The 11,731-nt window shown below is 70.6% G+C and carries 11 protein-coding genes and 2 pseudogenes; 3 read left to right on the top strand and 10 right to left on the bottom strand.

Annotated features, from left to right (window positions below):
* The 7 genes from ACFU7Y_RS28995 to ACFU7Y_RS28965 form a co-directional block, all read right to left on the bottom strand.
* The coding region (locus tag ACFU7Y_RS28995; protein WP_380770157.1) for an Rv3654c family TadE-like protein at positions 1 to 422 on the bottom strand (422 nt) is incomplete at its 3' end.
* On the bottom strand, positions 410 to 772 hold the full coding sequence (locus tag ACFU7Y_RS28990; RefSeq protein WP_380770156.1) for a TadE family type IV pilus minor pilin: 363 nt from the start codon (positions 770 to 772) through the stop codon (positions 410 to 412). The genes ACFU7Y_RS28995 and ACFU7Y_RS28990, both read right to left, overlap by 13 nt.
* 277 nt (positions 773 to 1,049) lie before the next feature.
* The gene (locus tag ACFU7Y_RS28985) at positions 1,050 to 1,322 is read right to left on the bottom strand and encodes a DUF4244 domain-containing protein (RefSeq protein WP_224285688.1); all 273 of its coding nucleotides are present in this window, start codon (positions 1,320 to 1,322) and stop codon (positions 1,050 to 1,052) included.
* 52 nt (positions 1,323 to 1,374) lie between these two features.
* Complete coding sequence (locus ACFU7Y_RS28980; RefSeq protein WP_380770155.1) at positions 1,375 to 1,971, bottom strand: hypothetical protein; 597 nt, start codon at positions 1,969 to 1,971, stop codon at positions 1,375 to 1,377.
* Between the two features lie 182 nt (positions 1,972 to 2,153).
* Positions 2,154 to 3,185, bottom strand: coding sequence for a type II secretion system F family protein (locus ACFU7Y_RS28975; protein WP_380770154.1), 1,032 nt, complete (start codon positions 3,183 to 3,185; stop codon positions 2,154 to 2,156).
* Between the two features lie 5 nt (positions 3,186 to 3,190).
* On the bottom strand, positions 3,191 to 3,337 hold the full coding sequence (locus ACFU7Y_RS28970) for a hypothetical protein (RefSeq protein ID WP_224285481.1): 147 nt from the start codon (positions 3,335 to 3,337) through the stop codon (positions 3,191 to 3,193).
* Positions 3,334 to 3,627 carry a hypothetical protein gene (locus ACFU7Y_RS28965; protein WP_380770153.1) on the bottom strand — a complete coding sequence of 98 codons (294 nt, stop codon included), beginning with the start codon at positions 3,625 to 3,627 and terminating at the stop codon, positions 3,334 to 3,336. Before ACFU7Y_RS28965 ends, ACFU7Y_RS28970 begins: the two co-directional genes overlap by 4 nt.
* A 161-nt stretch (positions 3,628 to 3,788) precedes the next feature.
* Between ACFU7Y_RS28965 and ACFU7Y_RS28960 the strand changes: the two genes are divergently transcribed.
* On the top strand, positions 3,789 to 5,021 hold the full coding sequence (locus ACFU7Y_RS28960) for a tyrosine-type recombinase/integrase (protein WP_380770152.1): 1,233 nt from the start codon (positions 3,789 to 3,791) through the stop codon (positions 5,019 to 5,021).
* A gap of 224 nt (positions 5,022 to 5,245) precedes the next feature.
* The gene (locus ACFU7Y_RS28955) at positions 5,246 to 7,468 is read left to right on the top strand and encodes a tyrosine-type recombinase/integrase (RefSeq protein WP_380770151.1); all 2,223 of its coding nucleotides are present in this window, start codon (positions 5,246 to 5,248) and stop codon (positions 7,466 to 7,468) included.
* Between the two features lie 55 nt (positions 7,469 to 7,523).
* On the opposite strand, the gene ACFU7Y_RS28950 is transcribed toward ACFU7Y_RS28955, so the two are convergent.
* The 3 genes and pseudogenes from ACFU7Y_RS28950 to ssd form a co-directional block, all read right to left on the bottom strand.
* Positions 7,524 to 7,727, bottom strand: coding sequence for a hypothetical protein (locus ACFU7Y_RS28950; protein WP_380770150.1), 204 nt, complete (start codon positions 7,725 to 7,727; stop codon positions 7,524 to 7,526).
* Between the two features lie 188 nt (positions 7,728 to 7,915).
* Positions 7,916 to 8,935, bottom strand: a pseudogene (locus ACFU7Y_RS28945) (TadA family conjugal transfer-associated ATPase); the annotation flags it as partial.
* Positions 8,935 to 9,792 (bottom strand): annotated as a pseudogene (gene ssd, locus ACFU7Y_RS28940) (septum site-determining protein Ssd); the annotation flags it as partial. The pseudogenes ACFU7Y_RS28945 and ssd, both read right to left, overlap by 1 nt.
* Positions 9,793 to 9,988: 196 nt before the next feature.
* On the opposite strand from ssd, the gene ACFU7Y_RS28935 reads away from it, so the two are divergent.
* Positions 9,989 to 11,701, top strand: a complete 1,713-nt coding sequence (locus tag ACFU7Y_RS28935; protein ID WP_380770149.1) for an AIPR family protein — start codon at positions 9,989 to 9,991, stop codon at positions 11,699 to 11,701.
* The last annotated feature ends 30 nt before the right edge of the window (positions 11,702 to 11,731 follow it).

Below are 11,731 nucleotides of genomic sequence, written 5' to 3'. Positions count from 1 at the left end.
GCTCGGGCCCTTGCCCGCGCCGGGCCGACCGGCAGTCGGACCGGGAGCCCGCGGACCCCCACCTCGGCCACCACCTCGACGGCGTCCGCCGACTGGTCGACCGCACAGGACACCAGCCCGGCGCCCTGTGCGGCGACGATCCCGGCGGCCCGGGCGCAGCCGCCGTCCGGGTCCAGCAGCAGCCGGTCCGCCGCGGCGAGGGCCGCGAGGTCGGCGGCCGACTCGGCCCGGTGCCGGGCCGCGACCACCGAGCCGACCGCGATCGTCGCGGCGAACACCGCCGTGCCCAGCATCGCCAGGGCGAGCAGCCAGACCGTCGCCGAACCGGCGTCCGGCCCTCGTCCGCCCGCCGCGGCCGCTCGGGCCGCACGGGCGCGCGCCACCCGCTCCGCCGTCGTCCGCAGTCCGCTCAGGACGGCCATGGGCCACCGCCTCCGTCCGTGACCGCCACCAGAACGTCCTCCCGCGCCGCCACCGCCGCCGCGCTGAGCCGGACGGCGAGCAGCCCGCCGAGCCTGCCCGGCCCGGCACACGGCGCCTCCACGTCGACCCGCACCGTGTCTGCCGCCAAGGACACCCGGACCTGTGCGCCCGGCGGGGCCGCCGCGCGGGCGATCCCGGCGGCGTCCGTCTCCCCGCGCGCGGCCGCCCTGGCGCCGACCCGGGCGGCGTCCACGCAGCGGATCTGCGCGGCCGCAGCGAGCACGCCCCAGATCAGCATCGCCGCGAGCAGGAGAAGCGCCGGCAGCACCACCGCCGTCTCCGCCGTCACGAAGCCCGCGTCGCCGCGACGCCCCGGGCGCAGCGACCACGCCCGGCCGGCACCGCGCTCCCCCGCCCGGCCGGGGCCTGTCTCCAGGCCCCCACCGCCCGCCCGGAGGGCAGGCGGGGCGGCGCCGGGGTGAGCGCCTCGCCTAGCGGCGGTGAGGGCACCTCCCGGCCGGCGGACCGGGGGCCGTCGGCGGTCGGCGACGACCTCGCGCGGTGCGTTCGCGCCCTGGGACCATCCGGCCAGGGGCGGCCCGCAGGCGGGAGGTCGGCGGCAGCCCCTAGGCCGCATGGAGCGCCCGCACCAGCATGTCGGTCAGCGCGCCGGTGATGGCCTCGCTGGTCACCACCTTGTACAGCCCGGCCGCGAGGGCGCACGCGCCCAGCGTCCCGACGGCGTACTCGGCCGTGGTCATCCCGGCGTCCGAGCGGCCCCGAAGCCGGGCCACCCTGCGCACCCGGCAGGCCGCCTGGCGGGTCCTCCGCCGCCACGCGCCGGCCGACGAGCGGAGCGGACGCCCGGCACCGGGCCCGATCGCGATCACTGCGGTCATGAAACTCTCCTGTCACTCGATGTCCGTTGGTGTTCGTGCAACCGGCTCTTGTTCACATCGCCTGGGCGAAGCGGCTGGTGAGGCCGACGACCACCGGCACCACGCCGATCAGGGCGAAGGCCGGGAGGAAGCAGAGCCCCAGCGGCGCGGTGGCCAGCACCGCGGCCCGGCGGACCCGGGCGTGGGCCGCACGGGCAGCCGCCGTGCGCTGCCCCTGGGCCAGCCCGATCAGCGGGCCGGCGGCGGGGACGCCACCGAGGCTGCTGCGCTCCAGGCAGCGCGCCAGCGGCGCCAGCGACGGGTGGTGGTCGCCCAGTCGGCGCCAGCACAGCTCCGGCGGTGCGCCCAGGGCCAGTTCGGCCCCGATCGCCACCAGCCGAGGCCCCAGTGGCGCACCCACGCTCCGGCCCACCGCCGACACGGCTTCCGAGGGCAGCGCTGCCGAGCCGAGGCAGGCCGCCAACAGCTCGGCGCTCAGTGGGAGTTGCCTGGTCAGCAGCTGCTCCTCGCGGGCCGCCCGGCGATCGGCCGGCGACCGCGCCCGGGCCGACCACCGGTGGACGCCCAGCGCCAGCAGCGCCCCGACGGTCAGTCCGGCCCCGCCACCGAGCAGCGCCACCGCCGCGAGCCCGGCGGCAGCCGCCGTCACCACCCGTCGTCGACGCCCAGCGCCCAAGGGCGTCAGCCCGGTTCGCTTCCCCTTCCTCTCCCGCCCCCGGGCCGCCGCCCGGGGGAACACCCGTCGGCGCCTCGCCCGGCCACGCACCGACGTCCACACCACCGCGGCCGCAACCGCCGGGAGGACGACCGCCGCCCACTCGGTGCCCCGCATCACCTCGCCCCCGTTCCCACCCCGAGTGCCCGTGCCCGCACCCGTGACAGCCCGCAGTTCCGTTCGCCCACCCGAGGAGCGGGCACCGAACGGCCGGGGGCCCGACACCACTCGCCCCGCCCCGGAGGCACTTCCAGGGCGCCGTGGGCCGCCGCCCGGACGATGCGCGCCGTCCAGAGCACGCCCAGCCCCTCCAGGGCCGCCCCCGCCACGAGGCAGCCCAGTCCGGCCGGCGTGTGCAGCAGGACCTCCAGCGGGCGGGCCCCGAGCGCCGCGCCGAGGAGCAGCCCGACGCCCGGCAGCGCGGCCAGGACGGCGATCGTCGTACGCGGCCCGGCCAGTTCCCCGGCGATCTCCTCCGCGAGCGCCCGCTCGCCGCGCAGCGCCTCCGCGACCCGGTCCAGCGCGGCTGCCAGCCCCGACCCGCTGTCCGCGGCCACCCGCCAGCAGGCCGCGACGGCCGCGGCTCCACTGCCATCCGGCAGTTCGGCCAGCAGGTGCAGCGCGGCGGGCACGTCCCCGCCGTAGCGGCCTGCCGCCAGTCGGGCCACCGGCTCCTCACCGAGCCTGCGCAGCCCCTCCGGGTCGGCAGCAAGCCGCGCGGTGACCAGGTGCAGCGCCTGCTCCGGCGTCGCCCCGCCGCGCAACTCCCCCGCCAGGCCGGCGCAGAGGTCCACCACGGCCGCGGCCCGGTGCCGGGCCTCCGCCGCCAGGCGTCGCCGCAGCCGCCACCTGCGCAGCGGCAGGACGGCGAGGGCCGCCGCGAGCACCGGCACCGGCGACTCCGCGGCCTTCCCGGCAGCCAATCCCATTGGCAGGAGCAGCAGTTCGGGCACCAGGAACTCCGGAAGCCGGCCCCGGGCCGGCGCCGCGACCTCCGGGCCCGGCACCCGCACCGGAGGCCCGCTACCCGCCAGCACCAGCCTGGAGCGCCGCCCGCCCGGCAACTGCTCCTGCACCGCGCGCCACGCGGCGACGGCCACCAGGCACAGCACCGCCGTCCAGCAGAGCGCGAGTTGACTCTGCGTCATGCCGTTCACCTCCGTTGTCGTCGGTCTTTCCGGACCGCGCCGCCGAGCAGCACGACGGCGCCCACGGCACACCCGCTCAGCAGCAGGGCGAAGACGAGTTCCACGACCTGCACGTCCGCACCCGCCGGCCCGGCCGCCGTCACCGCGATCACGACCGCCCCGATCCGAGCGACACCCCGCGTGCCGCCAGCAGTCCGACCAGCCGCTCCCATCCCGTGCCGGGGCGCAAGCCGCCGGATGTCGGGAAGGCCACCGCAGGTGTGGTCACGGCCGACCCGTCGCCGGCCGCGGTCAGCGTGTGGATCTCCGCCACCCTGCGCCGCCCCGAGGCCGGATCGCGGACCAGGTGCACCACCACGTCGAGCGCGGCCCTCAGTTGGCTGTGGAGCGCCGGCCGGTCGAGACCGGCGAGCGAGCCCAGTGCCTCCAGCCGCACCGGCACGTCCGCCGCCGTGTTGGCGTGGACTGCCTGTTGACCGAACTAACTTGGAAGTTTTCGCAGGTCAGTGACTAGATCAGGGTTCATGCGTTAGCCCGTCCGTGAACTCACCTGAAGTACTTCGTAGGGACCTGGTCAACCTGTCCGTGCCACAGACCGGCCGGTTGGAGAAGACAGGCAAGGCCGAGGAGCCGTACAGGCTGCTCGACCCCGCAGGCGCCGTCGTCGAGCCGGTGGCCGACTGGTTCGCTGAACTGCAGGCATGCTCCAAGCCGCCGGGCACGATCCGGTCGTACGGCATGGACCTTCTGCGGTGGCACAGGTTCCTGTGGACACTGGAGATCCCCTGGGACAAGGCGGCCCGGACCGATGCCCGGGACTTCACCCGGTGGCTCCAACTCGCAGACAAACCAGTGCGGTTGCACTGGCGCTACCAGAAGTACGGGTTACCGCCCGGCGGGATCCCGAAGCAGAACCGGCCGGACCGCGGCACCCCGAACCCGGTGACGGGCAAGGCCGGTCCGGGCGAGAAATACGCGCCGACGACCAGGGCCCACAGCGAGACGGCCATCCGGCTGTTCTACGACTTCCACTGCGAAGAGGGTGCCGGGCCACTGCTCAACCCGTTCCCGCTCGACCGGTCCCGGCGCTCCCGCCGGGCCCAGGCAGCGAAACGGCCGAACGCCCACCACAACCCCATGGAGGTCTTCCTCAACGAGCGGACGGGCCGCTACCGCCCGACCGTGCCCAAGCGGATCCCGAAGCGCATCCCCGACGAACTGTTCAACGCCCTGTTCGCCGCGCTGAGGCACAACCGAGACCGGGCTCTGCTGGCGTTCTGGGTCTCCACCGGGGTCCGGGCCGAGGAACTGCTCGGCAGCAAGACCAAGGACGCCCATCCGGGCCAGCAACTGATCGGCGTGACCCGCAAGGGCAGCCGCGAGTACCAGGAGGTCCCTGCGTCCACGGACGCGTTCGTCTGGCTTCGCCTGGCCCAGGATGAGGCCCGGCGAGCCGGGGTGCTCCAGGGGCGCCACCAGACCCTCTGGTGGACGCTGAGGCGGCCCTGGCGCCCGTTGAACTACGACGCGGCCAGGGCCATGTTCAACCGGGCCAACGAGCTCCTCGGGTCGAACTGGACCCTTCATGATCTCCGGCACACCGCCGCCTACCGCATGGCCCGCGACCCCGAGTTGTCGCTCACCGACGTCCAGTGGGTCCTCAATCACGCTCACCTGTCCACCACGGAGATCTACCTGGCCGCCAGCCAGGACGAGATCGTCGAGCAACTGCTCGCCCACCATGCCCGCCAGGCCGCTGGGCAGCTCCCCGCGCCGAGGCCGCCGGCCCCGGGCTACAACGCGGCGAGCCTGGACGTCCTGTTCGGCCGGTCATGACGACCACGAAGCTGCTGGCCAAAGTGCCAGCTCAAGGCCCTGTTCTCGCGCTCCACGGATCGCTCTACAGGGCCCTGCAGAAGGCATACCCGCCGCGGCCCGTCCCGGATACCTGGCCGGAGACCACGGCCGACAGCGACACCGTTCTTGACCGGCTGAACGAGCTGTTCAAGGGCACCTCGAAGAACACGCAATACACACGCCGGCGCGGAGCCAGCCTCGTGATGCGGTGGCTTGAGCAGTTCGAAGGCGAGAATTGGCAACAGCGTTGGCGCAACAGCCCGCTGGACAAGAACTTCGCCGCCGGCCTGCCCGACCTCGAAGCCTGGGTCCGACAGCACCTGGCCCCAGTCTCCGACGGCGTCCTGCGAGCCGGAATCCTCGGGCTGGCCTGCGCAGACGTGATTCGGCCCGATGCAGCCTGGCTGCTGACCCGCCGCTCGCGGCACATGCGCCAGATCGTGGCCGAGCACCGCGACCCGGACGGCTTCGCCGCCCTGGAAGCACAGGCCGTCCCGGGTATCTGGGACGCCAAGATCGGCCTGCAAGCCCGCAACCAGATCGCCACGATCATCCTGGCCAAGGGCGGCAGGGTCCGCGACATCACCGTCGGTGACTGCCTTGAACTCCGCGGCATCGAAACCGAGGTCATGTCCTCCGGTGCCGGCCGGTCGCTGTTCTACCTCTGGCTCAAGGAGCTGGAGGTACTCCCACCGGACGCACCGGCCACCCTGCGCGACTTCAAGCGACGGGCCGGCCAGGTCAGCGTCGAAGAGCTGGTGGACCGCTACAAACTGCAGTGCCGCCCGGTCCGCGACGTGATCGTGGACTATCTCACCGAACGCCAACCGTCCCTGGACTACACGTCCCTGGAGGGCCTGTCGCGCAACCTCGCCCAGCTGTTCTGGGCCGACCTCGAACGTCACCACCCAGGGATCGACTCCCTACGACTTCCGAAGAACATCGCGACCGCTTGGAAGGAGCGCATCCGCACCAAGACCCGCCGCAAGCGGCAGCCCGACGGCAGCTTCATCGAGATCACCACCGAACGGCACAGCGCCATGGCGGTGCTGAACCTCGTCCGCGCCTTCTACCTCGACATCTCGCAGTGGGCGGCCGAGGAACCGGGACGGTGGGGGCCCTGGGTGGCCCCCAACCCGATCAAGGAATCGGAGCTGTCCCACAAGAAGCACGCCAAGCGGCAGAAGGCGAAGGCTGACCAGCGAACCCGGGAACGGCTCCCGGTTCTGCCCGCCCTCGTCGAGGCCGCGGACCGGCAGCGCAAGGAGGCCAGGACACGGAACGAGGCGGCCCTTGAGGTCGCGCCCGGAGCCCCGTTCACGGTCCTCGGCAAGACCTACACCCGCGTCAAGCACCCCCGCTGGTCCGATGGGGTCGCCGCCAACACCGTCTACAACGAAGAAGGACGTCGGTGCACGTTCGGCTATGCCGAGCACCGGGCCTTCTGGGCCTGGGCGACGGTGGAGTTCCTCCGCCACACCGGCGTCCGGATCGAGGAGATGCTGGAGGTCAGCCACCACAGCATCACCCAGTACACGCTCCCCACCACCGGGGAGCTCGTTCCACTCCTGCAGATCGCCCCCTCGAAGACCGACCAGGAACGACTCCTGCTCGTCAGCCCCGAGCTGGCCGACGTGCTCAGCGCCATCGTCTGCCGAGTCCGCGACGCCTCCGGGACCGTCCCGCTCGTCCGCTCCTACGACCACGCCGAGAGGGTCTGGAACCCGCCCATGCCGCTGCTGTTCCAGTGGCGCACGGGCGGCCAGGACAGGTCCATCTCCCAGACCACGATCCGCCGGGCTCTCAACGAGACACTCGACTTCGCCGGCCTGACCGACAACACCGGCCAGCCGCTCAACTACCAGCCCCACGACTTCCGAAGGATCTTCATCACCGACGCCATCATGAACGGCCTGCCGCCCCACATCGCACAGGTCATCGCCGGCCACGACGACATCTCGACCACCATGCGCTACAAGGCGATCTACCCCACGGAGGCCATCGAGGCCCACCGCGCGTTCATCGCACGGCGCCGGTCGACGCGTCCCAGCGAGGAGTACCGCAGGCCGACCGACGCCGAATGGGACGAGTTCCTGGGGCACTTCGAGCTCCGCAAACTCTCCATCGGCGCCTGCGGACGAGCATTCGGAACGGCATGCATCCATGAGCACGCCTGCATCCGCTGCCCGATGCTCCGCCCCGATCCGGGCGAGCGACGGCGGCTCGTCGAGATCAGGGACAACATCGTCGACCGTATCGCCGAGGCTCAACGAGAAGGATGGCTCGGCGACGTGAAGGGCCTGGAGACCAGCCTGGAAGGAGCCAAGGACAAGCTCGCCCAGATGGACTCACAGACGGCAAGGGCAAGACAGTCGATCTACCTAGGAATGCCCTCGTTCGGCGAGATCGCCGCACGAGCCACCTGACCCCGGCTCCGCCAGCACGCTGGCGGAGCCGCCGCCTTGAGAGGCCCGCCGGTACTCAAAGCACGATGGACAGCACCCCCGCGACGGCCCCGAGGATCAACAAGGCGAACAGGATCAGGCAGCTGCAACAGTCGGTGTTGTCCGGTACTTCGCCCCGTCTGATCCGCTCCTGCCGCTCTTGCTCCCGCTTGATCCGCTCCTGCTCCCGTATGGACATCCATGGCTGCCACGGCTGCAACGGGTTGTTGGGATCGGACATCGGCAGAGCACCCCCGTGGATCTGCTGGACTCACGATTGGTGCTCAGCATGCCCACAGCGGCAGATCGCTACGCCATGGGCCAGGAGCGCAGCGAGCCGAGGGCGTAGTTTCCACCAGCCGAGGCCAGCAGCATCATCGCCCGGCTGGGCCAGGCGAACGTGTGCGCTCACACCACTAGTTCAGAGAACGTGCCGCAGCCGCCCTCGTGCCCGGTGTTCAGCGCGGCCAGCAGGTCCGACACCTCGGCCCCACGGACCTCGCCGATCACCAGCCGGTCCGGGCGCATCCGCAGCGCCTGGCGGACGAGGTCCCGCAGGGTGAGCTCGCCCAGCCCCTCCTGGTTGGGCGGCCGGCTCTGCAACCGGACCACGTGCGGGTGGTCCGGTTGCAGCTCGGCGGAGTCCTCGGCGACCACGATCCGCTCGTCCGGCCCGACCAGGCCGAGCAGGGCGGACAGGAGCGTGGTCTTCCCCGAGCCCGTCCCGCCGGACACGAGCAGCGACAGCCGGGCCCGCACGATGCCCGCGAGCAGTTCCGCACCCTCCGGTGGCAGCGACCCGCCCGCCACCAACTCGTCGAGCGTGAACGGCCGGGGACGGCAGACCCGCAGCGAGATGTGCGTGCAGCCGGCCGCGATCGGCGGAAGCACGGCGTGCAGCCGGGTGCCGTCCGGCAGCCGGGCGTCCACCCACGGGCGGGCGTCGTCCAACCGCCGGCCTGCCGCGGTGGCCAGCCGGTGGGCCAGCCGCCGCACCGCCTCGGCGTCGGCGAAGCGGATTCCGGTGGCTCGCTGCAGGCCGCCGCCACGGTCGACCCACACCTCGTCCGGACCGTTCACCAGGACGTCCGTGACGTCGGGCGCCGCCAGCAACCGGTCCAGCGGGCCCGCACCCACCAGTTCGGCGCGCAGCGAGCGCACGGTGTCCAGGACCTCGTCCCCGCCGAGCGGCGGGCGGGTGGCCCGCAGCGCGGCCGCGACCGAGCCGGCCGTCGGGGCTGCCCCCGACTCGGCCAGCCGCAGCCGGACCGCGTCCACCAGGGTCGCCGTCTGCTGCTCGCGAGCCGTCCGGCCGTACGGGCAGGGCCCGTGCCCGGGCTCCGGCGGCCCGCCGGGCGACGGCACGCTCCGCAGCGGCCGGTGCTCCCGCGCACCGTCGCCCGGGCCCGGCGAGCCGCTCCGAAGGACCGTTCTACGCAGACGGACCATCAGTACACACCTCCTCCGACCGCCGGCACCGGCGGCAGCACCTCGTTCAGGAAGCTCGCGCAGAAGCGCGCGAGCGGGCCGCTCTCCCGGCTCCCGGGCGGGACGCCCTTCACGACGTCCTGGGCCAGGCCCGGCTCCGGCTCCAGCTCCCCCGCCAGCGGCAACCGCAGCCCGCGGACGATCTGCCGGGCCGGGAGCCCGCCGACCCGCACCGGCCGCACCACGGCCCGGACGTCCCCGAGCCGCATCCGGGCCGCCGCCGCGACCCGGTCGGCGGCGGCCACTGCGCGCAGCTCGGCTGACACCACCAGCAGCGCCAGGTCGGACTGCTCCAGCGCCTGCCCGGCAGCCGCATCGAGGTGACGGGGCACGTCGACCACCACCAGGCCGCCGCGCCGCCTGGAGGCGGCCAGCACGCTGCGCATGGCCTCCGGCGGCACCGTCAGGGTGTCGCCGCGGTCCCAGGACAGGCAGGACAGCGCGGAGAGCCGTTTGAGCGCCGGCAGCGCCCGGGCCAGCTCGGCCCCGCTGACCCGCCCTCGGGAGCCGGCCAGATCGGGCCAGCGCAACCCGCTGACCCGCTCACCGCCGAGCAGGATGTCGATGCCCCCGCCCAGCGGATCGCCGTCCAGGAGCATCGTCCGCCGGCCCGCCCGCGCGGCCGTGACCGCCAGCGCACAGGCCAGCGTCGAGGCCCCGGCCCCGCCGGACCCGCCGAGCACCGCCACGGTGACCGCCGGGCAGCCGACGCCCTCGGCCGCATCGGCGATCCGGTCGAGCAACCAGGCCTCGGCGTCGGGCAGGAACAGCACGTGTTCGGCCCCGAGTTGGACGGCTCTGACCCACACACCGTTATCCGGGCAGCACCATGTCTCACCTGCGGTTTGCCGCGAACACGCGCGAGCTAGAAATCACCCATTCGAGTGAACGGCTGCCCAGTCGTCGGCCGACCCGCTGGCACATGTCATCTCTTTCCCGAGAGCGGCGCTCGGCTAATGGCTTCACTGAACCAGGTGATGAGGATATGGTTCTGCGTGGCCATAAGGAGGCGTCGTGGACCGGGTAACCAAGTCGTATGTCGAGCAGTTCAAGAGGGATCAGTCCCTGGATGGGAGTTCCGAATCTGAGACCTTCGAGCATTTCGCCAACTTCTGCGTTACGTCCGATATCCACGATGACGAATTCCTGCTCGATGATGTACACATGGGCGGGGGGAATGATCTCGGGATCGACGGGATCGCCATCTTGATCAATGGCACGCTGGTCACCTCCCCGGAAGAAGTCCAAGACCTGCTCACCGTTAATGGGACCATGGATGTCACATTCTCGTTCGTCCAGGCGAAGAGTGGCGGAAACTTCAGCGCCGAGCAGATTCGAAGCTTCTTCGAGGGCATCAAGGACTTCTTTTCCGAAGACCTCGAAGTGCCCGTCAATGAGAACATCGAGAATGCACGTGCAACCATGCAGGAGATCTACAATAACAGCACTAGATTCCGCAAGAACAAGCCCTCCTGCCGCCTGAGCTACGTCACCACCGGAGAGTGGAAGAACGACGCCCATATTGTCAGTAAGGTCAAAAAGTGGGAGGGCGAGCTGAGGTCTCTCAGCCTGTTCCATTCGGATTCGGTCACCTTCGCACCCATGGGTGCCGACGAGATTCAGACCTCGTACCAGCGAAGCAAAAATAGCGTGACCACCGAGTTCTCCTTCGTCAACAGGGTTGTACTCCCCGAGATTTCAGGCGTGAATGAGGCGTATCTTGGGACCGTGCCGGCTACAGAGTTCCTTCGCCTGATCGTCGATCCATCCGACAACATCAGGAAGCCGCTCTTCACAGAGAACATCCGGGACTTCCTGGACTACAACCCCGTAAACACAGAGATCCAGGAGACTATTCGCGAGTCAGCCACGCATGATCGCTTTGCAGTCCTCAACAATGGGGTCACCGTAGTAACCCGAGACCTCCAGGTAACAGCCAACAAGTTCGAGATCTCGGACTATCAGATCGTCAACGGTTGCCAGACAAGCCACGTCCTTTTTGACGAGCGAAGCGAGTTGACAGATCGCGTCCATGTCCCATTGAAGGTAATTTTCACCCAGGACGAAGAGGTAATTAACGCAGTCATCACCGCCACCAATAGGCAGACCGCCGTCACCAGTGAGGATCTGTACGCCCTCAGCAGCTTCCAAAAGAAGCTCGAAGCCCTTATGGGCGCGTACCCGTCCAAGAAGAAGCTCTACTATGAGCGCCGGTCCCGGCAGTACAGCTCGGCCATCGGAGTTGAAAAAGTCCGGATCGTCTCAAAGCAGCAGCAGATCAAGGCATTTGCGGCAATGCTCTTGGACGAGCCGCACAAGGCAAGTCGCTACTACGCAGACCTGCGAGCCATGGTCGGCAAGAGGATCTTCCACAAGGACCATAAACTCGACCCGTACTACACCGCCGCCTTCGCCCAGTACAAGCTGGAGTACCTCTTCCGGAACGGTGCCCTTCCGGTCCGATACAAGCCGGCGCGATACCAACTTCTCATGGCAGCTCGCTACATCATCGCCGGCGCAGACATGCCATCCTTCTCGGCGAATAAGATCGAGGGATACTGCACGAAGATCTGCAACTGCCTGTGGGACGAGACAACAGCCCTTGAGGCCTTCGCCAAGGCCATCGAGATGGTTGACTCCGCAGAAAACGAGCTGGGCGAGCTGTCGCGGGAGATCGTGAAGACTCAGGCATTCACGGACGCAGTCAAGAAGGCTCTCACGGCCTGATGGTGGTCTCGGGCTGGTCCGCCGAAGGTC

The sequence above is a fragment of the Kitasatospora sp. NPDC057542 genome (assembly GCF_042801945.1).
GTDB lineage: Bacteria > Actinomycetota > Actinomycetes > Streptomycetales > Streptomycetaceae > Kitasatospora.
This window is presented reverse-complemented; position numbering and strand designations above follow the sequence as displayed.